This is a genomic window from Pedobacter ginsengiterrae (assembly GCF_039537385.1).
Lineage (GTDB): Bacteria > Bacteroidota > Bacteroidia > Sphingobacteriales > Sphingobacteriaceae > Pedobacter > Pedobacter ginsengiterrae.
Genome location: NZ_BAABAK010000001.1, coordinates 60,886 through 85,330, shown reverse-complemented (window position 1 = coordinate 85,330; position 24,445 = coordinate 60,886). Strand labels below are relative to the sequence as shown.

General features: G+C 34.9%; 17 protein-coding genes. 16 read left to right on the top strand and 1 reads right to left on the bottom strand.

What is annotated here, in order from left to right; translation table 11 throughout:
* Positions 1-8 precede the first annotated feature (8 nt).
* The 15 genes from ABD692_RS00335 to ABD692_RS00265 all read left to right on the top strand — a co-directional run bounded on the left by ABD692_RS00335 (position 9) and on the right by ABD692_RS00265 (position 22,091).
* Positions 9-1,724, top strand: coding sequence for a RagB/SusD family nutrient uptake outer membrane protein (locus ABD692_RS00335; protein WP_344764050.1), 1,716 nt, complete (start codon positions 9-11; stop codon positions 1,722-1,724).
* 102 nt (positions 1,725-1,826) lie between these two features.
* Positions 1,827-3,656, top strand: a complete 1,830-nt coding sequence (locus tag ABD692_RS00330) for a glycoside hydrolase family 2 protein (protein WP_344764048.1) — start codon at positions 1,827-1,829, stop codon at positions 3,654-3,656.
* A 28-nt stretch (positions 3,657-3,684) separates the two neighbouring features.
* Entirely contained in the window at positions 3,685-5,904 is a 2,220-nt protein-coding gene (locus ABD692_RS00325; RefSeq protein ID WP_344764046.1) for a glycoside hydrolase family 3 N-terminal domain-containing protein, read from the top strand.
* 38 nt (positions 5,905-5,942) lie between these two features.
* Positions 5,943-8,594 carry a glycoside hydrolase family 2 TIM barrel-domain containing protein gene (locus tag ABD692_RS00320; protein WP_344764044.1) on the top strand — a complete coding sequence of 884 codons (2,652 nt, stop codon included), beginning with the start codon at positions 5,943-5,945 and terminating at the stop codon, positions 8,592-8,594.
* A gap of 9 nt (positions 8,595-8,603) precedes the next feature.
* Positions 8,604-9,779 carry a DUF5009 domain-containing protein gene (locus ABD692_RS00315; RefSeq protein WP_344764042.1) on the top strand — a complete coding sequence of 392 codons (1,176 nt, stop codon included), beginning with the start codon at positions 8,604-8,606 and terminating at the stop codon, positions 9,777-9,779.
* 9 nt (positions 9,780-9,788) lie between these two features.
* Positions 9,789-12,248, top strand: coding sequence for a glycoside hydrolase family 2 TIM barrel-domain containing protein (locus ABD692_RS00310; protein ID WP_344764040.1), 2,460 nt, complete (start codon positions 9,789-9,791; stop codon positions 12,246-12,248).
* A 3-nt stretch (positions 12,249-12,251) separates the two neighbouring features.
* Positions 12,252-13,433 carry an alginate lyase family protein gene (locus tag ABD692_RS00305; RefSeq protein WP_344764038.1) on the top strand — a complete coding sequence of 394 codons (1,182 nt, stop codon included), beginning with the start codon at positions 12,252-12,254 and terminating at the stop codon, positions 13,431-13,433.
* A gap of 2 nt (positions 13,434-13,435) precedes the next feature.
* Entirely contained in the window at positions 13,436-14,947 is a 1,512-nt protein-coding gene (locus tag ABD692_RS00300) for a hypothetical protein (RefSeq protein WP_344764037.1), read from the top strand.
* A 4-nt stretch (positions 14,948-14,951) separates the two neighbouring features.
* Complete coding sequence (locus ABD692_RS00295; RefSeq protein ID WP_316758712.1) at positions 14,952-16,127, top strand: glycoside hydrolase family 88 protein; 1,176 nt, start codon at positions 14,952-14,954, stop codon at positions 16,125-16,127.
* A 5-nt stretch (positions 16,128-16,132) separates the two neighbouring features.
* Complete coding sequence (locus ABD692_RS00290) at positions 16,133-17,260, top strand: glycoside hydrolase family 18 protein (RefSeq protein WP_344764035.1); 1,128 nt, start codon at positions 16,133-16,135, stop codon at positions 17,258-17,260.
* Between the two features lie 63 nt (positions 17,261-17,323).
* A complete protein-coding gene (locus tag ABD692_RS00285) occupies positions 17,324-18,802 on the top strand; it encodes a glycoside hydrolase family 30 protein (protein ID WP_344764034.1) in 1,479 nt (492 codons plus the stop codon).
* Between the two features lie 10 nt (positions 18,803-18,812).
* Complete coding sequence (locus ABD692_RS00280; RefSeq protein WP_344764033.1) at positions 18,813-19,634, top strand: SDR family oxidoreductase; 822 nt, start codon at positions 18,813-18,815, stop codon at positions 19,632-19,634.
* Positions 19,635-19,637: 3 nt separating this feature from the next.
* Entirely contained in the window at positions 19,638-20,813 is a 1,176-nt protein-coding gene (gene uxuA / locus ABD692_RS00275) for a mannonate dehydratase (RefSeq protein WP_344764031.1), read from the top strand.
* Between the two features lie 127 nt (positions 20,814-20,940).
* On the top strand, positions 20,941-21,174 hold the full coding sequence (locus tag ABD692_RS00270) for a hypothetical protein (RefSeq protein WP_316758723.1): 234 nt from the start codon (positions 20,941-20,943) through the stop codon (positions 21,172-21,174).
* A 317-nt stretch (positions 21,175-21,491) separates the two neighbouring features.
* On the top strand, positions 21,492-22,091 hold the full coding sequence (locus ABD692_RS00265; RefSeq protein ID WP_316758725.1) for an LbetaH domain-containing protein: 600 nt from the start codon (positions 21,492-21,494) through the stop codon (positions 22,089-22,091).
* 2 nt (positions 22,092-22,093) lie between these two features.
* Here the strand turns inward: ABD692_RS00265 and ABD692_RS00260 are convergent, their stop codons facing one another.
* Positions 22,094-22,738: a response regulator gene (locus ABD692_RS00260; RefSeq protein ID WP_316758726.1), complete on the bottom strand. Its 645-nt coding sequence runs from the start codon at positions 22,736-22,738 to the stop codon at positions 22,094-22,096.
* A 76-nt stretch (positions 22,739-22,814) separates the two neighbouring features.
* Here ABD692_RS00260 and ABD692_RS00255 point away from each other — a divergent pair, with 76 nt between their 5' ends.
* On the top strand, positions 22,815-24,014 hold the full coding sequence (locus tag ABD692_RS00255; RefSeq protein ID WP_344764030.1) for a sensor histidine kinase: 1,200 nt from the start codon (positions 22,815-22,817) through the stop codon (positions 24,012-24,014).
* Positions 24,015-24,445 lie beyond the last annotated feature (431 nt).

The window sequence follows — 24,445 nt, the reverse complement described above, 5'->3', positions numbered from 1 at the left end:
AGCAGAAAATGAAAAAAAATATATTCTATATCGTTTTATTTACAACAGCAATTTATTTCGCTGGATGTAAAAAATCAGAGTTCTTGCAAGATGGTTCTTTTAGTGGAACAAATGATATCACAGAAGCACAACTTTGGGCTAATCCTGATTATGCAAGAAACTTCTTAAATAATGTTTATTCGGTTTTAACCGATAGATATAACTTAACCGATGGTGCAATTTTAGCCTCGGGGAGTGATGAAGCTGTTAACTCAAACTTAAACTCCACAATTAATACCTATAATAACGGAACATGGAGTCCTGTAAGAACTTTTGATGATGTTTATTCTGATATGTATGTAGGCATCCGTAAGGCGAACATGTTCTTAGAGAAAGTTGATGGAAGTGCAATTATCCCAATTGATGAGTTGTTACCAGCAAACGTACCAGTAAATCAAACCTATGAAGCTCAAGTTGCCCGTTTAAAAGGGCAGGCATTATTCTTGAGAGCTTTTTTTGAGTTTGAATTGCTAAAACGCTATGGCTCTTTTCCAATTGTTACACGTACGCTGGCTGTAGATGATAACTTGGATTTACCAAGAAATACATTTGATCAGTGTGTAAAGCAAATATCAGATGATTGTGAAGAGGCAATTTCAAGACTACCTTTATCGCCAACAGAATGGAGAACAACAGATAGAGGACGAGCAACACAAACTGCAGCAATGGCTTTAAAAGCAAGATTATTGTTGTACGCTGCTAGTCCACAATACAATCCATCAAATGATTTAACAAAATGGCAATTAGCGGCTGATGCTGCTAAAAGAGTTATGGATACCGGTAAACACAGCATTTACACATCTTATCCAAATATTTGGCTTTGGAACGTGGGGGCATTTAATGCAGAAACCATTTTTGCAACAAGTACATTGAATACCGTTACAATTGAAACTAACAATGCGCCAATTAGTTACGACGCAGCAAACGGCAGAACAAACCCAACACAAGATTTGGTTGATGCATTTGAAATGCGAACTGGCAGAGCGATTACGGATGCTGCTTCAGGATATGTAGCTAGTGCTCCTTACACCAATCGCGATCCTCGCTTAAATTTTGCGATTATGTACAATGGCTCTACATTTAAAGGTAAAACAGTTGACACTTACGTTGGTGGTAAAGATGGACTGAATTTAAATGTAAATGCAACAAAAACTGGTTATTATATGCGTAAATACTTGAGTGAAAGCGCATCTTGGGCAGGCACTACAACTAATATTCGTCGTCCTTGGATATTTTTTAGATATGCAGAGATATTGCTAAATTATGCCGAAGCTTTAAACGAGGCACAAGGTGTTGGCGCAATGCCACAAGTACTTTCTTCAATTAATTTAATTCGTGCCCGTAGTGGTGTAGCTATGCCTGCATTGCAAACAACTAATCCAGCAGGAAACGGTTATGTAGCACCTACTCAGGTTGAGCTACGTAAGCGTATACGTAACGAGCGTAGAGTAGAGTTATGTTTTGAAGAACACCGCTTTTTTGATGTTAGAAGATGGAAGGAAGGAGAATCGACTTTCAATAAAGCTGTAAGCGGAATGCGTATTATTCAAACTGGTACAAATACCTTTACCTACACACCTTTTGTTGTAGAAAACAGAGTGTTTACTGCAAAAAACTATTTATATCCAATTGCTCAAAATGAATTAAATAGGGCGCCTGCTTTAGGTCAAAATGCTGGTTATTAATTGTTAAATTAAATTTAGGTTAATTTTAGTGGGCGGTGGCAATACCGTCCACTAATTAATTATTAGTTTTACGTTATTAATCATTTTTTAAAACAATACGTTATGCTTAAATCTATTTCTAGAGTTTTTGTAATTTGCCTCTCACTGTTTTCTTCAATTTGTTTTGCTCAGGTTAGCTCTATTCAAAATATTCAGGCCCGTAAAATTCAAAGCCTTAATGGTAAATGGAATTATATTGTAGATCCGTATGAAAATGGATTTTACGATTACAGACACGAACCATTTGACCAATCGAAAACTGGTACGGGAGGTTTTTTTGATGATAAAGAACAGGTAAATAAAAGTGAATTAATAGAATACAATTTTGATGGTTCGCCTCAAATGAATGTTCCTGGCGACTGGAACTCTCAATCAGAAAAACTCGAACTTTATGAAGGCACTGTATGGTTAAGACGAAAATTTAATGCACAGCCAGAAAAAGGCAAGCGTTATTTTGTTTATTTCGGTGCTGTTAACTATGAAGCTCATGTTTACCTGAATGGCAAAAAATTAGGTATCCATAAAGGGGGATTTACACCATTTCAATTTGAAGTAACAGGGAAATTAAAATCTGGAAATAACTCATTGGTTGTTAAGGCCGATAATACAAGGAAACCTGATGAAATACCAACTGTTAATACCGATTGGTGGAACTATGGAGGCATAACCCGCGATGTTTATTTAGCAGAATTACCCGAGCATTTTATTGCTGATTACAAAATGCAGCTTGAAAAGGGCAGTAACAATTCAATTAGCTTCTCTTTAAAACTTGCTGATGCTTTTGCCGGTCAGGAAGTTTCGGTTTCTATTCCCGAATTAAATCTTAAAAAAGATTATAAAACAGATAGCGAAGGTAAAATAAGTGAGGTTTTTATTTGGAATAACCTTAGCCTTTGGTCGCCAGAAAACCCTAAGCTTTATACAGTAAATATTAAATCTGCAAATGAAAATATTGAAGATAAAATTGGTTTCAGAACTATTGAAGTAAAGGGCGATAGTATTTTACTAAATGGAAAATCGGTTTTCTTTCGCGGAATTTCTATGCATGATGAGAATCCGCTTTTGCAGGGACGTTTACGTTCGCAAGGCGATATGCGTATGATGTTGCAATGGGCTAAAGATTTGAACTGTAATTACGTTCGTTTGGCTCATTATCCTCATAACGAAGAAATGATTCGCCTGGCCGATGAAATGGGTTTACTGGTTTGGGCTGAAGTTCCTGTTTACTGGACCATCAGCTGGGAAAATCCAGTTACATATGCAAATGCAAAACAACAGTTAACCGATTTAATTTCTCGTGATAAAAACAGAGCCAGTGTTGTAGTTTGGTCAATTGGTAACGAAACACCATTAAGCGCACCTAGACTTAGTTTTATGAGTAATCTGGCAGAAACTGCACGATCTTTAGATGATACAAGACTTGTTGCTGCGGCATTAGAAGTTCACCGTGAAGGAAATACCATGATTCTGAATGATCCACTTGGTGAAAAGATAGATTTGGTAAGCTTTAACGAATACGCTGGCTGGTATTTTGGCGGTGTACCAAGCGAAATTACCAAATATGATTTTAATATTAAATACAATAAGCCAGTAGTAATTACAGAGTTTGGGGGCGATGCATTAGGCGGTTTTCATGCTGATGAAAACACACGATGGAGTGAAGAATATCAGGAAGCGTTATATAAAAACCAGCTGACTATGTTAAGCAAAATATCGTCACTTCGTGGTATCATTCCATGGATTTTAGCTGATTTCCGCTCTCCGAGAAGACAACATCCAGTTTACCAAAATTTTTGGAACCGTAAAGGGGTTATGACCGAAACAGGCAAAAAGAAGAAAGCCTATTTTGTGCTTAAAAACTTTTACAATCAAATGCAAGAAAAATATAAATAAGGCTTTCCAAATTTCAAGATAAATAAATATGAAAAAATATCTTCCGTTTGCACTTCTTTTAGCATTTCCCTTTACAGATGCTTTAGCGCAGGATAAAAAAATTGAAAAGAAAATCGATTCAGTTTTAAAACTGATGACTTTGGATGAAAAAATTGGTCAGCTAAATCAATATACTGGAGGCGATGCAACTGGTCCAATTACCAACAATCCAAATAAGTTAAAGGATATAAAAGAAGGTAAACTTGGCTCCCTGTTAAATGTAAAAGGAGCTGCCGAAACCAGAAAGGTACAAGAAGCTGCAATGCAATCGCGGATGAAAATTCCTTTGCTTTTTGGTTTAGATGTAATTCATGGTTACCGAGTTACTTTTCCTATTCCTTTAGCAGAAGCTGCAAGCTGGGATTTGGCTGAAATGGAAAATGCAGCACGGGTTGCCGCAAGAGAAACAGCTGCATCTGGTGTACATTGGACATTTGCACCGATGGTGGATATTGCCCGCGATCCGCGATGGGGCAGGGTAATGGAAGGCGCAGGAGAAGATACTTACTTAGGTTCGCAAATAGCAAAAGCCCGCGTTCATGGTTTTCAGGGAAAGGGTTTAGGAAACCTTGATGCCATTATGGCTTGCGCAAAACACTTTGCCGCTTATGGTGCTGCAATTGCAGGGAGAGATTATAACGCCGTAGATATGAGCGAACATACTTTGTGGGAAACTTATTTACCTCCTTTTAAAGCTGCGCTCGATGCTGGTGCGGCAACTTTTATGAATTCTTTTAATACTTTAAATGGTATACCAGCTACAGGAAATACTTACCTACAACGCGATATTTTAAAAGGTAAATGGAAGTATACAGGTTTTGTGGTGAGTGATTGGGGTTCGATAGGGGAAATGATTAATCACGGTTACGCAAAAAATAAATCTGAAGCAGCAGAATTAGCCATAAAAGCAGGTAGTGACATGGACATGGAAAGTAGAAGCTATTTACCATCTCTTGCTAAACTGGTTCAGGATAAAAAAGTATCTGTTGCATTGATAGACGATGCTGTTAGAAGAATTTTACGTAAGAAATTCGAATTGGGGCTGTTTGATGATCCTTATCGTTTCAGTAATGTAGAACGTGAAAAAAAGGAATTAAACTCAGCTGAAAATAGAGCCGCATCATTAAAAATGGCAGAGAAAAGTATAGTACTGTTAAAAAACGAAAAACAAACATTACCTCTTTCTAAAGATTTAAAAAAGATAGCCGTTATCGGACCATTAGCAAAATCAGAGAAAGATATGCAGGGCTTTTGGTCTATAGCATGGGAAAACGATAAGCTGGTTTCTTTGTACGAAGGGTTAAAAAATAAAGTAGGAGATAAAACAGAACTTTTATACGCCAAAGGCTGTGGAATTTCTGATAGTTCAAAAACAGGTTTTGCAGAGGCCGTAGAGGTAGCTAAACAAGCTGATGTGGTAATTATTGCTGCAGGCGAAACTTTGGATATGAGTGGTGAAGCAAAAAGCAAAACTAATATTCATATTCCTGGTGTTCAGGAAGATTTAATAAAAGCCATCCAAGCTACAGGTAAGCCAGTTGTGGTGTTGCTTATGGCGGGTCGTCCGTTAATTTTTAACTGGACAGCCGATAACGTTCCAGCGATAATGTATACCTGGTGGTTAGGTAGCGAAGCTGGTAATGCAATGGCAAATGTTTTGTTTGGCGATTATAATCCCGCAGGAAAACTTCCAATGACTTTCCCTCGTAGCGAAGGTCAAATTCCACTTTATTACAATTATTTAAGTACAGGTCGTCCTTCAAATAGCGATAAAGATAGAAACTATAAATCAGCATACCTGGACTCGCCAAATAGTCCTCGATTTGCATTTGGCCATGGTTTAAGTTATACAACTTTCGATTATAGCGCATTATCGCTTAGCAAAACTCAACTTACAATGAACGATAAAATTAACGTGAGTTTCACTTTAAAAAATACAGGTAAATATGATGGCGAAGAAGTTGTTCAATTGTATTTGCAAGATAAGTTTGCATCAGTAGTTAGACCAGTAAAAGAACTTAAAGATTTTCAAAAAGTTAGTTTAAAGGCTGGAGAAGCTAAAAACATAAGTTTTACTATTGATAAAGAAAAACTATCCTTTTACAACCAACAATTAAAGTGGGGTGCAGAAGCAGGCGATTTCAAACTAATGATTGGTACCGCATCAGATAAAATTAAACTAGAAAAAGATTTCACATTAACGAACTAAAACATCGGTTAATAAAATAATCAGCATTTAAATCATCCATGTTAAAAAGCTTAAAACTGAAAAAGAATACACTTTTATTGTTCGCAATATTAAGTTTTGCCTTAAATTCTTTTTCGCAAAATCCAGGTAGGCAGCTCATCAGCTTAAACGATGGCTGGGCATTTCAAAAAGAAAACGGTCAATCAATAAACGTTAATATTCCGCATACATGGAATGATAAAGATGTTTTAGACGATGCACCAGGTTATTATCGTGGATTAGGTATTTATAAACGAAAACTTAAATTAGATCAATCATCAAAAGGAAAAGAAATTTTTCTTGTTTTTAATGGTGTTGCTCAAGAGGCTGAAATTTTAATTAACGGTAAAAGTGCGGGTAAGCATATTGGGAGTTATACAAGATTTACAGTTTCCATTACGAAGTTTTTAAATTTTACGGATGATGTAATTGAAGTTAGAGCAAACAATCGTTTTAACGAAAATATTCCACCTTTAACTGCAGATTTTACCTTTTTTGGTGGTTTATATCGTAATGTAAATTTGTTAATTACCGAACCTGTTCATTTTACACAAAATGATAGTGGAAGTTCGGGTGTATATATTACTACACCACAGGTATCAGCTAATTTAGCAAGCATTCAGGTTAAAAGTTTAATTGATAATTCGTCATCAACGACTAAAAAGATTCAAATTAATAATCGTTTAGTAAATGCAGACGGTAAGGAAATTGCTTCACAAAATTCACTTGTTAGCATTGCTTCTGGAGAAAATAAAATAATAGTTCAGGATTTTAAAACTGTTAAACAACCCAAACTTTGGTCGCCAGAAAATCCTTATTTGTATCGAATTATTACAAAAATAAGTGATGCTGGTTCAAAAGTTGTATTAGATCAGATTTCAAATCCATTAGGATTTAGATGGTTTAAGTTTGATGCAGAGAAAGGTTTTTTTCTGAATGATAAACCATTGAAAATCATTGGTGTGAGTCGCCATCAGGATTATGAAGGTTTAGGTAATGCTGTTCCAGATGCACTACAAACTAAAGATGTGGAATTGCTTAAACAAATGGGCGGTAACTTTTTAAGAATAGCACACTACCCGCAAGATCCGCTAATATTGGAGGCCTGCGATCGGTTAGGCATTCTGGCATCTGTAGAAGTGCCCTTGGTTAATACCATTACCGAATCTGAAGCCTTTACAACCAACAGCCTGAATATGCAAACTGAAATGATTAAACAAAATTTTAATCATCCAAGCGTGGTAATTTGGGCTTACATGAACGAAATTTTATTACGCCCAAAGTTTGCAAATGATAAGCCTCGCCAGGAAATCTATTTCAATCATATCCGCGAATTGGCTCAAAAATTAGAAAACTTAACCAGAAAACTTGATCCATCAAGATATACAATGTTGGTTAACCACGGGGCTTTTGATAATTACAATAGAGTTGGATTAACGAAGATACCAATGATTGTTGGATGGAATTTATATTCAGGTTGGTACTCTGGAATACCAGCTGATTTCGGAAAATTTTTAGATCGCCATCATAAAGAATTACCTGATAAACCATTTTTAGTTACAGAATACGGTGCTGATGCTGATCCAAGAATTCGTTCTTTTCAACCAGTTCGATTTGATAAAAGCGTAGAATATGCTACTAAATTTCATCAAACGTATTTAAACGCAATGCTAGAGCGGCCATTTGTAAGTGGAGGAATGGCTTGGAATTTAGCCGATTTTAATTCTGAAACCCGCGAGGAAACCATGCCACATATTAATAATAAGGGTTTGTTAACCATTGGTCGCCAACCGAAAGATACTTATTTCCTTTATCAGGCTTATCTTTCTGATAAACCTTATTTAAAAATCACTTCTGCGCAATGGAAAACCAGAGCAGGCATAGCCGACTCTTTAAAGTTAACCAGCACACAACCTCTACAAGTGGCTACAAACCAAAAAAGTGCAGAGCTGTTTTTGAATGGTAAAAGCCTTGGAGTTAAAGAAGCAACCGATCATATTTGCGAATGGCAGGTTCCTTTTATTGATGGTATGAATCAGATTAAAGTTGTTTCGGGATTTAATACCGATGAAGCTGATATTGATTTCCAGCTGCAACCTTATAAATTTTCTGATAAAATCCCTTTTGAGAATATTAACATCCTTTTAGGTTCAAAACGCTTTTATATTGATGAGAAAAATCAGCAATTATGGTTACCAGATCAACCTTACAAAACAGGTAGTTGGGGTTGGATAGGCGGAGAAGCGTACAAAGGAACCAATAATAGGATTTTATATGGAAGCGATAAAAATATTCTTCAAACAGATAATGATCCGGTATATCAAACCCAACAAGTAGGAATTAAGCAGTTTAAATTAGATGTGCCAGATGGAGAGTACGAACTGGTTCTGCATTTCGCTGAATTAGTAGGTGGTGAAACCAAGGAGGCTTTAGCTTATAATTTAGATAATAACCATAAAAAAGAGATAGAAGAACAACGCATTTTCAATGTCACAATTAACAATGTTCTTTTTCTCGAGCAACTAAATCTGGCCAAAGATTTCGGATATACAAAAGCAGTAGAGAAAAAAACAAGGTTAACCATTCAAAACGGAAAAGGTATTTCAGTCGAATTTAATGAAATTATAGGAAAACCTGTTTTAAACGCGATACAGTTAAGAAAGATATATTAATTCTCAAACATGAAAAATTTACCTGTACGTATTTTATCAGTTGATGTATTAAGAGCGATAACAATGTTCTTAATGATCTTTGTTAACGACGTGGCAGGCGTACGAAATATTCCAGAATGGATAGAACATACTAAAGCAGAAGTTGACGGTATGGGCTTTTCAGATCTCATCTTTCCAGCATTTTTGTTTATTGTTGGTTTATCATTACCATTTGCAATAAAAGGCAGAATAGATAAAGGAAAGCCGTTTTCTTCAATCGCCATGTATATTCTGTTAAGGTCTACAGCGCTTATAGTAATGGGATTTTTTCAAGTTAATCTAGAAAACTATAATAACGAAGCTGCACTTTTACCTTATTCAATTTATACAATTCTGATTACCATTTCTTTTTTTATGATATGGTTAGATTATCCTCAAAGTTTTTCAAAAGTTAAAAAGTTGGCGTTTATTATTACTGGTGTTTTGCTTTTAGCAATTCTCGCATTAATATATCGAGGGGGGAATGCAGCACATGTTGAAGGATTAAAACCACATTGGTGGGGTATTTTAGGTATAATTGGATGGGCTTATTTGGTATCTGCATTTGTTTTTCTACTTAGTAAAGGAAATTTAATGGCTTTAATCTTGGCATTCTTCGTGTTTGCAGGAATAAATATCAGTGTTCACATGAATTTATTAAATCTTCGCTTATGGATAATTGGAGATGCCTCATCAATTACCTTAATGGTAGGTGGGATTATTATTTCCTTACTATATACTCGGTTTGTTAATAATAAGGATTATAGGGATTTTTGGATACAGCTTGCATTAATAGGTTTAATTTCAATTGCTTTTGGCATGTTTATCCGCCCTTATGCTGGTGGAATTTCAAAAATATATGCAACTCCTGCATGGGTGTTTATTTGCATGGGCATAACCATTCTGGTTTTTAAATTGCTAATTTTTCTGGTTGACATTAAAGGAAAAAATAATTGGTTTAATGTGATCAAGCCTGCAGGTACAAGCACCTTAACTTGTTACCTAATCCCTTACTTACTTTACTCCGTTTTCACGCTGATACATTTTCATTTTCCTAAATTTTTAAGTAATGGGTTTGGTGGTATAATAAGGTCTTTTTTTATAGCTTTTTTGGTAATTGGTATTGTTTCTTATTTAGAAAAAAAGCGACTGCGTTTAAAGGTTTAATTCTAAAATATGTTTAAAAAAATAAAATATTTATTTTTAATAAGCTTTCTGTTTATCAGTTATTTATCGTTGGCACAGCAAAGTATACGTTTAAATAATAACTGGGAATTTATTAAGCAAGATTTGGGTGGCATTTGGGAGTCTGTTCGCCCAGTAGGTTTGGGTAACCCCGAATCTGTTCCATTGTGGCAAAACGTTACTTTACCGCATTCCGTTAATGCAGAAGATGCGGTAGATCCCGATGTTAATTATTATCAAGGGCCAGCTTGGTATCGAACACAGTTGGCTGTCGAAAATCCTTATCAAAAAGGTAGAACAATTCTACATTTTGAAGGTGCAGGACAAAAAACCGAGGTTTATATTTATACAACAAAAGTAGGAGCGCATGTTGGTGGTTACGATGAGTGGACAGTTGATATTACAGATGCTGTTGAAGCTTTCAAGAAAAGTGATGTTTATAAAAAACAGTTCAAAGGTAAAGTTCCAATTTCGGTAAGAACCGATAATTCGAGGGATTTAGAAATGATTCCTTCTAATTTATCAGATTTCAATGTTTATGGCGGTATTTATCGTTACCTCAATTTAGTTTATTTACCAGCGCTTTCTATAGATAAAATGTTTGCAAAAGCTGAGGTAGATTCTCTCGGTAAATTGGGTAAGCTCAACGTAAAAGCCAGGTTTTATAATCCAAATCATTACGGAGGAGGTAGTTATCGATTAAAACTGATTGATCCGAGTGGAAAAATTGTTAATGAAACATATAAGAAATTCGAAATAAGTGAAGATTTACAGTTATTAAACATAGAAGTTAAAAAACCAATACTTTGGTCACCAGATAAGCCCGCACTATACACAGTACAATATGAAATCATCTCCTCAGAAAGTAATTATAAAGGCGAAGAAAAAATCGGTTTCAGAAATATAAATTTTGTTGAAAAAGGGCCTTTTAAGCTAAACGGAAAGCGGTTGTTGCTTCGTGGTACGCACCGCCACGAAGACCAGGCGGGTTTAGCTGCTGCAATGACAGAAGACCTTATCCGAAAGGAAATGGTAATGATGAAAGAAATGGGGGTAAATTTTATTCGCTTGGGCCATTATCAGCAATCGCGTATCGTTTTAAATCTTTGTGATAGTTTGGGTATTCTCGTTTGGGAAGAAATTCCCTGGTGCCGCGGTGGTTTAGGTGGCGATATTTATAAGCAACAAGCCAGAACGATGTTAAAAAATATGATTGAGCAACATTACAATCATCCATCCATCATGATTTGGGGTTTAGGCAATGAAAACGATTGGCCTGGAGATTTTCCCGAATTTGATAAAGAAAAAATCAGAACCTTTATGAAGGAGCTGAATGATTTATCACATAAAATGGATGCATCTCGATATACCGCCATTAGAAGATGCGATTTCTGCAGTGATATTGTTGATGTGTATTCGCCTTCTATTTGGGCTGGTTGGTACCGCGGTGTTTATACCGATTACAAACAAGTGTCGGAAGATGAGTTTAAGAAAGTAAAACGCTTTTTACACGTAGAATGGGGAGGCGATAGCCATGCAATGCGCCATTCAGAAAATCCTGATAAGGCTTTAAGTAAAATTAAAACAGGCGGAAGCGCCGATGAACGTGCAGGTGATGCCTCGTTATATGGAGGGGCAGCAAGAATTTCAAAAGATGGAGATTGGAGTGAATCGTACATAACAAATCTGATAGATTGGCATTTAAAAGAGCAAGAAACTATGCCTTGGTTAAGCGGAACTGCATATTGGCCTTTCAAAGATTTTTCGACCCCTGTTCGACCTGATAATCCTGTACCGTATATGAACCAGAAAGGGGTGGTAGAACGCGACCTAACTAAAAAAGAGTCTTACTACGTTTTTCAATCTTATTGGACAGATAAACCCATGATCCACATTTATGGTCATACCTGGCCCGTACGTTGGGGTGATGAAGGCGAAGAAAAAATGGTTAAAGTTTATGCCAATTGCACCGAAGCCGAAATGTTTTTAAACGGTAAAAGCTTTGGAATCAAGAAACGTAATAGCCAGGATTACCCTGCAGCAGGCTTGAGATGGAGTTTACCTTTCGCAAAAGGCGAAAACATAGTAAAGGTAATTGGTAAAAAGGGAAAGGAAACGGTAACGGATGAAATTAAATTCAATTACCAAACAGAGAAGTGGGAAAAACCTACAAAAATGGAATTGAAAAAGATAAGCCAACAAGGAGACGAAGCAACTGTCGAAGTAAAATTATATGACAACAAAGGCGTACAATGCCTGGATGCCATTAACTGGATCAATTTCGGATTAACTGGCGATGGAAAATTACTCGATAACCTTGGAACATCTTCAGGATCTAGAAAAGTTCAGGCTTACAACGGACGAGCAATAATCAGTATAAAATTAAATAAAGGTAAAAGTGTTGTTTCTGTTAAGTCAGAAGGATTACCAACCGTATTTACAGAGCTTTAAATTATGAAAAGAACCCTATCAATTACATTAGTTAGCTTATTTTATTTAATGTTAACATCTTTTTCGGCTTTAAGTCCATCCAAAGGTACTGTAGAGCAGGAAGCGGAAGCCGTTTTGAAAAAACAAATTTTAAAAGAAGCAAATTGGGCTTTAAAAGAAAAACCTATAACGGTAACAGCGTCATCATCGCCAAGAAGTGCAGGTGGAAAACACGATTTCTTTTCGGAGGCTGATTATTTTTGGCCAGATCCTAAAAACCCCGATGGGCCATACATTAATAGAGATGGTTTAACCAATCCTGATAACTTTCTGAAGCACAGAAAAGCTATGGTTCGCTTAAGCAAGATTATTGGTGTTCTGGCCTCTGCCTATAAAATTACTGGCGACGAGAAATATGTAAGGCAAGCTGTTTTACATTTAAAAGCCTGGTTTATTAATCCTGAAACCTTAATGAATCCTAACTTACTGTATGCACAGGCGGTTAAAGGTAAGTTTACTGGCCGTAATTATGGTATTATCGATACTATACATTTAATGGAAGTTGCGCAAGGTGCATTAATTATGGAAAAGGCAAAAGCTTTTGATAATGAAACTGCAAGGGGAGTTATAAAATGGTTTGCCGACTATATATTATGGTTAAATACGAGTAAACCTGGTATTCAAGAGAAAACAGTTAAAAACAACCACGCCACCTGTTGGGCAATGCAAGTTGCCTCATTCGCTAAACTTTGTGGAGATCAAAATATGCTCGATTCCATTAAAACCAATTTCAAAACCAACTTACTCCCAAACCAAATGGCAGTTGATGGAAGTTTTCCTTTGGAAATGGCACGTACTAAGCCTTATGGTTACGCTATTTTTAATTTAGATGCGATGACCATGCTTTGTCAAATTTTATCAACCCCAAAAGAAAATCTTTGGAATTTTAGTACTGCAGATGGAAAATCAATAAAAAAAGGGATTTCATTTTTATATCCTTTTATAGCTGATAAAAGCAAATGGACGTTAGCACCAGATGTTATGTATTGGAATAATTGGCCAGTTGCACAACCTTTCTTGCTTTTTGGTGCCAATGCATATAACGAAACAAGCTGGCTAAATACATGGAAAAGATTAGAACACCAACCACAGGTAGAAGAAGTTATTAGAAATCTGCCAATCCGTAATCCTTTAATTTGGTTATAAAAATGGCGTTTAAAGGAAAAGTTAATATTGTGGTTTTGTGTATAATGATGCTGTTTATTACACATCAAGGATTCGCACAAAAATGGGAGTCTCAATTTGTGAAAATTGAATCAAATGGCCGTTTAAAGTATATTGCTGATGAAATGGGAAATATTATACCTGATTTTAGCAGAGTAGGTTATCATCAAAATACTAAAGCAATACCAGAAGTAAAGATGGTTTTAACGCTTTCGGCAACAGGCGACTCTGATCAGCAAAAAATTCAACAGGCCATAGATGATTTATCAAAAAAACAAGCTGACAAAAATGGTATTCGGGGAGCGATTTTACTAAAAAAAGGTACCTATAAAATCCCCGAAAGTTTAAAAATATTAGCCAGTGGAATTGTACTTCGTGGTGAAGGCGAAGAAACAAGATTAATAGCTACTGGAAGAGGTAAACGAAAAACAATCATCGCTTCTGGAAATGGAAAAGTAAATGAAATTAAGGATACACGGGTGAAGATTACAAATCATTACGTTCCAGTTGGGGCGAAAAGTTTTGCAATCGCGTCAACACAAGGTTTAAATGTCGGCGATCAAATTATAGTTTATCGGCCAGGTACCGACAAATGGATTAAGGATCTAAAAATGGATCAGATTGAACCTGGTACAGGTACTGTTCAATGGATAGCCGCAGATTATAATTTGCAATTTGAAAGAGTAATAACGGCAATTAAAGGCAATGAAATTACAATAGATAATCCTGTTGTAATGGCAATGGAGGATCAATATGGAGGAGGAGAAATTTACAAGTATAATTTTAATGGTCGCATTGCTGAAGTCGGGATTGAGAATTTATATCTCGAATCTGAATATGAAGGCGACATAGATGAAGAACACGGTTGGGATGCCATTTCTTTTAACAAAATAGAAAACAGCTGGATTAAGAATGTGACAAGTCGTTATTTTGGATATTCTTGCGTTAACTTAGGTAACGACAGTAAGCAAATTACGGTTCAGGATAGTAAATGTCTTGAGCCAAAGTCGCAAATTATTGGCGGTAGGAGGTATTCCTTTAACAATGACGGACAGCTTAATCTTTTTATGAACTGTTTCGCATCAGAAGGTAGGCACGATTATGTAACGGGTGCAAAGGTTTGTGGACCTAATGTTTTTTACAATTGTAAATCTGAAAATGCCAAAGCAGATATTGGTCCACATCATCGCTGGGCAGTTGCTACACTTTACGATAATGTTGTTACCGATGGCGAAATTAATATTCAGGATAGAGGAAACTGGGGTACAGGTCATGGTTGGTCTGGTGTTAATCAAGTACTATGGAATTGTACGGCAGTTAAGGCGGTAGTTCAAAGTCCATACGTAAGTGGTAAAAACTATGCAATTGGATTAAAAGCTAAGAAATATGATGGTCGTTTAGCAGAAAGACCAAATGGTGTTTGGGAAGGGCAAAACAAAGATGGTTTAAATCCTAAATCTCTTTATTTAAAACAAGTAGAAGAAAGTAAAAAGTAATTATATGAACTTAAGGATTAAAATATCTGGCTTAATGTTATTGTCTTTTAGTGTTGTAAATGCACAAAAGACTGATGTTGCAAAAGCGTTTAAACTGGCTGAAAAACAGACAGATTTATTAGTTAAAAATGTAGATTCAGCCAGAAAGTTAAAACCTAATCTGGTTTCGCCCAGAACAGTAGAAAAAGGTCAGTTTAAAATGGTCGTTTCTAAAGATTGGACCAGCGGCTTTTTTCCTGCAGAGCTTTGGTACTTTTATGAATACACAAAGGATAAAAAGTGGCTTGATTTAGCAAAAAAATATACGCAGGATATTAAAAAGGAACAATTTAATAAAGGGACACATGATTTAGGTTTTATGATTTACTGTCCATTTGGTAATGGTTACAAAATTACAAAAGATACAGCCTATCGCTCCGTTATCATTCAGGCGGCTAAATCACTATCAACAAGGTTTAATAAAACTGCTGGTGTATTGAAATCTTGGGATCATAATGGCGATAAATGGAAATTTCCTGTTATTATCGATAATATGATGAATCTGGAATTACTTTTTGAAGCGACTAAGTTTACTGGCGATTCATCATTTTATAAAATTGCTATTTCTCATGCCGATAACACAATCAAAAATCACTTCCGTACAGATTTCAGTTCTTACCATGTTATCGATTACGATACTACTCAAAATGGTAAGGTTTTACAAAAATTAACCGCTCAGGGTTATTCAAACGAATCGGCCTGGGCACGCGGACAAGCTTGGGCATTGTACGGATATACCATGTGTTTTAGAGAAACTAAAAAACAAACCTATTTAGAACAGGCTGATGGAATTGCAAACTTTATTTTAAGTTCAAAAATCACGCCTGAAGATGGTATTCCTTATTGGGACTACAACGATCCAAAAATACCGAATGTATCACGAGATGCTTCAGCTGCTTCAATTACGGCTTCAGCGCTATACGAACTAGCAAAATACAGTAAAAATGGTAAGCAATATAAGGCAGCAGCCGATAAAATTTTGCTTTCGTTAAGCACGAAATATATAAGTAAACCTGGCGATAATTATGGTTTTATTTTAGAGCACAGTACAGGCCACTTACCTGCGAAATCTGAAATTGACGTACCGATTAATTACGCAGATTACTATTACCTTGAGGCATTATTAAGAAGTAAAAAATAGGAAATATGAGGTTAGTTAAAATTTTAATTGGTTTTACGTTCTTAGGTGCATTTGTTTTTATGTCTATGCGCTCCGATAATGTCGCAATTCGAAAAAAAGTTATTATAGGCTATGTTGGGGGTTATAAAGGCCTGGCCGATTTAAGTAAAATCGATGCAAATAAACTAACACACATAAATTATGCTTTTATCAATGTTAAAAATAATAGGGCCTTCTTAAATAGAGAAGCAACAGATACCGTAAATTTTCAAAACCTTAATAAGCTTAAAAAAGTTAACCCTGATATTAAAATTTTGATTTCTATTGGTGGCTGGTCGTGGAGTGAGAACTTTTCTGATGCTGCATTAACAGACACCTCTAGAAAAGCATTTGCTTCGAGTGCGGTCAAAATCATCGAAAAGTATAATTTGGATGGGGTAGATGTAGATTGGGAATATCCTGGTATTTCTGGTGAAGAAGGAAATGTTTATCGACCAGAAGACAAAGAGAATTTTACGTTAATGCTAAAGGAATTGAGATTGGAACTCGATACTTTAGAGAAAAGTCGGAATACAAAAAAGCTATTAACAATTGCAGTTGGTGGTTTCACTAATTTCATTAAGCATACGGAGATGGATAAAGTGCAACAATATCTCGATTACGTAAATTTGATGACTTACGATTTTTACAGTGCAACTATTGCAGGACACCACACAAATCTTTATCCTTCAAAAACAATAACTGCTGAACATAGCGCAGATAAAACTTTTAAAGAATTTTTAGCGGCTGGGGTTCCAGCTAATAAATTGGTAATGGGAATAGCATTTTATAGTCGTGCTTTTACTTTAAAACCTAACTCAATTAATGGTTTAGGTGATTCTGTACTAAGTAGTAGATATGGAAAAGGTTATACTTTTATAAAAGATAGTTTAATTAATAAAAATGGCTTGATATTTTATCGGGATAAAGAAGCAAAAGCACCCTATATTTTTAATAAAACAACTAAAGAATATATGACTTTTGATGATGAAGAATCGGTAAAGGAGAAGTGTAAATACGTACTTAAAAATGATATGGGCGGTGTAATGTTTTGGGAATATAGCTCTGATATGAATGACTATTTGCTTAATCAAATTAATAAAACTTTAAAATAAAACGATTACAATAAATTAATAATATTGCATCAGAACATTATAGAAATAAAACGAGTGATGAAAATGAAACAAAATCTAAGTCTAATTTTAGTTTTGGCAACGGCGTTTACCGCTGGCGCTCAAACAAAAAAAGCTAATAATTCTGCAGCTAAACCTGTTCAGGCTTATACAGTAGGTAATAAAAAAGTATCGGTGTATGTTACCGCTCAAAATTCTGATTTAAGAATCCGCAAAACAGAAACCTTAAATTTCGCCACAAATAAACAGCCTTTTGAAACTGAGCCTTGTATATTCATCGATCCTACAGTAAAATACCAGACTTTGGTTGGTATTGGTGGCGCCTTAACCGATGCTTCTGCCGAAACATTTGCAAAGCTATCTAAGAAAAATCAAGATGAGTTGATGGAGAAATACTACAATCCAAATAGTGGGATTGGATATACTTTAGCACGTACTAATATTGCAAGTTGCGATTTCTCAAGCGGTAGTTATAGCTACGTTCAGGATAACGATAAAGAATTAAAAACTTTTAGTGTTGCACACGATGAGGAATTTAAAATCCCGTTAATTAAGAAAGCTATTAAAGCTGCTGGCGGTAAACTTCCATTGTATGTAAGCCCATGGTCGCCACCATCGTGGATGAAAGACAATAATAACGTACTTGGAGGCGGGCATTTACTTCCAGAATATCGTCAAAGTTGGGCAAATCATTATGTGAAATTTATAAAAACCTACGAATCTATGGGCATGCCTATTTGGGGTTTAACTGTTCAAAATGAACCTATGGCAAAACAAAAGTGGGAATCTTGTATTTACACTGCCGAAGAAGAACGTGATTTTATTAAAAATTTCTTAGGACCAACGCTTCACAAATCTGGTTTAGCTTCAAAAAAACTAATTGCATGGGATCATAACCGCGATCAGATCTTTCAGAGAGCTTCGACCATATTAAACGATAAAGACGCGGCGAAATATGTTTGGGGGATTGGTTTTCATTGGTACGAAACCTGGACAGGTAGCAACATGCAGTTCGGAAACGTTAAACAAACACATGAGGCTTATCCTGATAAAGCCTTAATTTTTACAGAAGGATGTAAAGAAAAATACGACGTAACTAAACTTGATGATTGGACTTTGGGAGAACGTTACGGTAATTCGATGATCAACGATTTTAATAGTGGAACGGCTGCGTGGACAGACTGGAACATTCTTTTAGATGAAAACGGTGGACCAAATCACGTTGGTAATTTCTGTTTTGCACCAGTTCATGCAGATGTAAAATCAGATAAATTAATTTATACAAATGCTTTTTATTACATGGGGCACTTCTCTAAATTCATTCGTCCAGGTGCAAAGAGAATTGGTTCGGCATCAAGCCGCGATAAATTAGAAGCAACCGCCTTCATTAATACTGATGGTAAAATTGCTGTTGTGGTTATGAATCAATCTAACGAAAAATTAAAATATAGTTTATGGATCAAAGGAGAAGCTGCAACAACAACAAGTTTACCTCGCTCTATAACCACATTGGTAATCGAATAATACTAAATTAATGATAAAAGAATTTAACCTTTTCTCGTTAAAAGATAAGGTTGTAGTAGTAACAGGCGCTACAGGCGTTTTAGGTGAAGCTTTTATTAATGGCCTTGCCTCAGCAAATGCAACTATAATTATCATCGGAAGAAATGAAGTGGTTGCAAAGAAAAGAGCAGAAGATGCTAAGGCTGCAGGTTGCAAATCAATTTATATTCTTGCCGATGTATTAAGCGAAGAAGATTTAATGAAAGCCAAAGCATCAATTGTATCAAAATTTGGTAGAATTGATGCCCTAGTAAATGCTGCTGGTGGCAATGTTGCAGAAGCAGTTGTTCAACCAGGAAATGATGTTTTCGATTTAAATATTTCTGCATTAAAACAAGCGTTCGATTTAAATTTATTTGGCACCATTTTACCAACGCAAATTTTCGGTAAAGAAATAGCAAAACAGGGTGGAAGTATCGTTAATATCTCTTCTGTTTCCGCAACGCAGGCTTTAACAAGAGTTTTAGGTTATTCGCTGGCTAAATCTTCTATCGATAGCTATACCAAATGGATGGCAATCGAATTAGCAAATCGCTATGGCGATAAAATCAGAATGAACTCAATAGTTCCAGGTTTTTTTATCACCAATCAAAACCGAGATTTATTAACCAATAAAGATGGTTCTCTTACCGCAAGAGGACAATCTATAATTACTAAAACACCATTTAAAAGATTTGGTAATCCCGATGAGTTGATAGGTGCTTTGGTTTATTTATTAAGCGATGCTTCAAAGTTTGTTAATGGCGAAAATATAAAAGTTGATGGTGGTTTTAGTGCTTTTTCAGGTGTGTAATTTATGGTAACGAAATTTAAAAAATTAGAACAAACCTGGCGTTGGTATGGTCCAAACGATCCAGTTAGTTTGCAAGATGTAAAACAGGCAGGCGCTACAGGAATTGTAACCGCGTTGCATCATATTCCTCATGGCGAAATCTGGCCATTGGCCGATATTCAAGAAAGAAAATCAATTATCGAAGCAGCAGGTTTAACCTGGTCTGTAGTTGAAAGTGTTCCAGTGCACGAGGCCATTAAAACCCGAAGGGGAGATGCGGATAAGTTTATCGAAAATTATAAGATTTCGCTTCAGAACCTGGCGGCTTGTGGTATTAAAACGGTGTGCTATAATTTCATGCCAGTTTTGGATTGGACACGTACGCAGTTAGATTTAGAAATGACTGATGGTTCAAAAGCTTTATATTTTAATTGGATTGATCTAGCTATTTTTGATTTATACATATTAAAAAGAACTGATGCCGAAAATGATTACCCACATTCGGTTTTAGAACGTGCAAAAACCAAATTTGCTACTTTAAATCAGCATCAGCTTGATGATTTAAGAATCAATGTACTTATGGGTATTCCTAATGAAAAAGAAATTGAACTGGAAACGCTTAGAAATAGTATAAATGAATATAAAGCCATTGGTTTTAATGGGTTGAGAGATAATTTGGTTTACTTCCTTTCATCAATTGCAAATGTTTGCGAAAAAGAAGGCATAAAGATGACTATTCACCCTGATGATCCACCTTATCCGATTTTGGGTTTGCCACGTATTGCCAGTACAATTGACGATTTTAATTATATTTTAAAAAATGTTGATAAGCCATTCAATGGCGTTTGTTTTTGTACAGGTTCGTTAGGAGCAGGGGTTGATAATAATGCATTGGAGATTTTTAATGTTGTAAAACACCGAGTTTATTTTGCGCATCTGCGAAACGTAACTAAAGATGAAGATGGAAGTTTTTACGAAGCCGATCATTTAGGTGGCGATGTAAATATGTACGATATTATGAAAGCATTATCAGAAGAAAATGCTTTACGCGATAAATCTATACCATTTCGGCCAGATCATGGCCACCAGATGTTAGATGATTTAGCTAAACAAAGTAATCCTGGCTATTCTGCAATTGGGCGTTTACGCGGTTTAGCCGAATTACGTGGACTTGAGCTTGGTGTAACAGGTAACTATTAAAAAATATCCTGCCAGCTAATTTTGCTGGCAGGATAAATTATTTTCCAAATTCTTTAAGGAAAGATTAAAATAGATTGTTTTAGTCTCAATATTTTAGTTGACCTTTGATTAGGTTAAATCTTGATTTATGGAACGAAATACAAATCCCAGTAAAAGAATTCTAAAGCCTTCAGTAATTCATGATGACTTACCAGAAGTTAAAAAACCAGAGCATCTTAGAAAAGCATCATCCAACGAGGATGATATGCTACCCGAAAATCCTGAAAGAAATTATCATCACGAAGAATTTAAAAGCGAAACTGGAAGTCACGACGAACTTAGAAATGCAGACGACGATGTTTGGAATGGGGAAGATGCCTGATTTACAGTAAAATACAATATTTAAATACGAGGTTGTAATAAAAATAATAAAGTAAAGTAGCCTTTAAGGGCTATTTTCTTGTTAAAACTTATTTTTTAAATTTAGGTAGTATTTTTCGGTAAACAATTTGAAAAATAAGCGAAACTAGCCTAAATATTTACTTAAATAATTTCTATTATTTTACGTTAACCTCATTACGATTTAGAGTTTTTGTTTTTGATCTTAATCAACTTTATTTATTTTTTTTTAAAATAAATAAATCTGTCTTTAAAATGTTCTCACGATTTGTTAAATTATGCCTCTAATAAATAAACTAAATGAACAGTTCTGATAGCAACGGGGTTTCTTATAATATCTTTCAAGATTGGAAGGCTAATAGTGGAAATGTAAATAGCCAAGTCATCATGATAAGTTATAGGATTGCTAAATGGGCTCGTAATAAAACTATTTTAACAATACTTTTTTTCTGGTACCTTATTTTGTATAAAATCTTTATCGAATGGATCTCTGGAATTCAAATTAGCTTGTTTGCGAAAATTGGAAAGGATTTTAGGATTGAGAATGGAAGAGGTACTTTTATTGATGATGAAGCTGAGTTTGGAATAAATTGCACACTTCGTCAGCTGTCGGTAGTAGGACGTAAAAAGCTAATAGATAATACATTTAGCGGTGCCCCAAAAATAGGCGATAATGTAGATATTGGCGTTAGCGCAATAATTATCGGAAATATACAAATTGGTAATAATGTAACAATAGGTGCAGGAGCAGTTATAACTAAAAATGTATCAGATAATTCTGTAATGGTTGGTAATCCTGCTAAATTGCTTAAAAAAGTTTATGATTTTCCAGCTATTGAAGATAGCGAAAAGAAAATTGATGAAAACGATGAGTCAGTTAGCTTGTTGGATAGAGTATAAAGCTATTCTTGATTCTCGTTTGAATGCAAGTTGTATTGGCTAAATTTATTTAAAGCTTCTACTCTGTTTTGAACATGTAATCTTTTATAAATATTTTTGCAATGGTTTTTAACGGTATTTTGGCTAATCTGTAATTTATCAGATATTTCTTTATATAAAAGTCCTTCACTCAAAAGTGATAAAACCTCTAATTCTCTACTGCTCAAACCAAAGCTGTTTTCATCGCTTTTTTGATGAAGTAATGTTATAACCTTTCTGGCAATGTACGGACTCATTGGCGAACCTCCATTATAAAGTTCTACAATTGCATTTTGAATTTCGAAAGAAGAAGAACCTTTAACAATATAGCCAGATGCACCAGCTTTTAATGCACTAAATACATATTCGTTATTCTGATAACCTGTACACATAAGAAATTGTGTAAGAGGTAAATGTGATTTTATTTGTTGAATAAGTTCGATCCCAGATAAAGCCTTTAATTTTATATCAACTACAGCTATGTCGGGTGGGTTAAGCGGTAAATTAATAAGAGCCTCTTCGGCTGATGAATAGGCTCCATTTATCGTGAATAATCCATTTTCCTCAATAGCTTTAACCAAAGAGTTACGATAATTATCATGATCTTCAACAATGGAAACAGAAATCATACTATTCAACTAATTTAGATTTAAGTAAAAGGTACTATTGTGTTATATTCGTAAATCATCTGCGTATTAACAAACTATGACGAAAAATTATAAACTAAAACTTGTTTTATTAACTATATCAGCAGTTTATTTATTCTTAATCCATCACCCTTTAACTAATAATGGGTTGCATAGAGAAAATAAAATAGCTCAAAAGGAATCTTTATATTCTGTTTTTGGAAAAAATGATAACTTAATCAATACGAATGTATTAGAAAAATATTATCCTTTTAAAAATATATATGTCCTTTTAAAAGCTAACTCCGCTCGCCTGCAAAGCCCAAGCAAATTAGCTATTTATTTGCAAAGTTTACACAGTTTTAAATATATAAAAAATCATTTAAATACTGTTAAAAGTGTTATTACTAATACAAAATCTCAATTTATTGTTAATTCTCCAGTTTTTGGTAATTTAGGTTTACTTATTCTAAGTGATAATGTATTTTCTTCAATATCAAATAAATGGATTATTGGATCTATTCTTTTACTTGCACTAGGTATTATCATATTTTATTATTTCACTAAAAACTCTACAATTAACCATTATTCACACCGAAACTATATTGAACAAAAAAAATACATAGATGCAGAACGACAGCGAATAAGTAGTGAAATGCACGATGAAATTGGTGCAGGTTTATCCGCTATAAAGCTTTTTTCGGAAGTAGCCAGTAAAAACAGAAAAGATGTTGATGAAATCAGGCAGATTAATGTTATGATTAATGAAATGGCTGATAAAATAAATGAAATTATATGGAGTACTAATGCTGAAAGTGACAATTTAGAAAGCCTTTTCGATTTTATAGAAGGACAGTCTAGAAAATTATTTGAACATTCGAGCATTACATTTACGGCGTCGATGCCAAATGATATTCCTGATGTAATCATTACAAGCCAAATCAGAAGAAATAATTACTTGCTGATAAAAGAAGTTGTGCATAATGCGCTTAAACATTCGAAAGCCACCACAGTCCATTTAGGAATAAGCATTAGTAATGGTCTAGTTATTTATTCTATAAAAGATAATGGGATTGGCTTTGATCCAAATGTTACGAAAATAAATGCAATGGGTTTAAGTAATATTAAGCTCCGAATAGAAAGGTTAAAGGGCAGTCTGATTATCGAAAACTACAAAGGAACAGGCATTCTTATAAAAATTCCTTTAGAAGGAATGATCATGAAATTTGAAAAGAAAAGGTTTGGATGGATATTTCCCGAAAAAGAAACCCGCCGTTAAGGACCAGATTAGCTTTCTTGCACATTATAAAACTATTTTTTTCTTCTTGAAGAAACTTCCGATTGAATCCAGGAATAATTGGGGTTATTAAGTAATATCGAACAGAGCTAATTGAGCCTAGACAAAATTTGCCATGGAAAGCGTTCGCATAATAAATTATACGCTTTGCATAAAGCTTCAAATACCAAAAGGAATAATTTTTACATTTGATTGTTAGCAATCCTTAACCATAATCAGCTAATGATTATTGCAAGGATTTAAGTTAACGCCTCAAATTAGGCAAGATAAAATCTTGCCTTTTTTTATGCTTCAGATTTTTATTAAAATTCTGTATTACAGATATTTATTTATCTATTAATGAATATTGAATTGCAACAAAGAACAATAGATATTTTTAACTAAAAAGATGAGAATGCTTGAGAGCTTAATAA

Coding starts and splice junctions, on each gene's coding strand:
- ABD692_RS00320 (WP_344764044.1), top strand. CDS start 5,943: ATGTTAAAAAGCTTAAAACTGAAAAAGAATACACTTTTATTGTTCGCA.
- ABD692_RS00255 (WP_344764030.1), top strand. CDS start 22,815: ATGACGAAAAATTATAAACTAAAACTTGTTTTATTAACTATATCAGCA.
- ABD692_RS00315 (WP_344764042.1), top strand. CDS start 8,604: ATGAAAAATTTACCTGTACGTATTTTATCAGTTGATGTATTAAGAGCG.
- ABD692_RS00330 (WP_344764048.1), top strand. CDS start 1,827: ATGCTTAAATCTATTTCTAGAGTTTTTGTAATTTGCCTCTCACTGTTT.
- ABD692_RS00265 (WP_316758725.1), top strand. CDS start 21,492: ATGAACAGTTCTGATAGCAACGGGGTTTCTTATAATATCTTTCAAGAT.
- ABD692_RS00260 (WP_316758726.1), bottom strand. CDS start 22,738: ATGATTTCTGTTTCCATTGTTGAAGATCATGATAATTATCGTAACTCT.
- ABD692_RS00335 (WP_344764050.1), top strand. CDS start 9: ATGAAAAAAAATATATTCTATATCGTTTTATTTACAACAGCAATTTAT.
- ABD692_RS00300 (WP_344764037.1), top strand. CDS start 13,436: ATGGCGTTTAAAGGAAAAGTTAATATTGTGGTTTTGTGTATAATGATG.
- ABD692_RS00325 (WP_344764046.1), top strand. CDS start 3,685: ATGAAAAAATATCTTCCGTTTGCACTTCTTTTAGCATTTCCCTTTACA.
- ABD692_RS00290 (WP_344764035.1), top strand. CDS start 16,133: ATGAGGTTAGTTAAAATTTTAATTGGTTTTACGTTCTTAGGTGCATTT.
- ABD692_RS00310 (WP_344764040.1), top strand. CDS start 9,789: ATGTTTAAAAAAATAAAATATTTATTTTTAATAAGCTTTCTGTTTATC.
- ABD692_RS00285 (WP_344764034.1), top strand. CDS start 17,324: ATGAAACAAAATCTAAGTCTAATTTTAGTTTTGGCAACGGCGTTTACC.
- ABD692_RS00280 (WP_344764033.1), top strand. CDS start 18,813: ATGATAAAAGAATTTAACCTTTTCTCGTTAAAAGATAAGGTTGTAGTA.
- ABD692_RS00295 (WP_316758712.1), top strand. CDS start 14,952: ATGAACTTAAGGATTAAAATATCTGGCTTAATGTTATTGTCTTTTAGT.
- uxuA (WP_344764031.1), top strand. CDS start 19,638: ATGGTAACGAAATTTAAAAAATTAGAACAAACCTGGCGTTGGTATGGT.
- ABD692_RS00270 (WP_316758723.1), top strand. CDS start 20,941: ATGGAACGAAATACAAATCCCAGTAAAAGAATTCTAAAGCCTTCAGTA.
- ABD692_RS00305 (WP_344764038.1), top strand. CDS start 12,252: ATGAAAAGAACCCTATCAATTACATTAGTTAGCTTATTTTATTTAATG.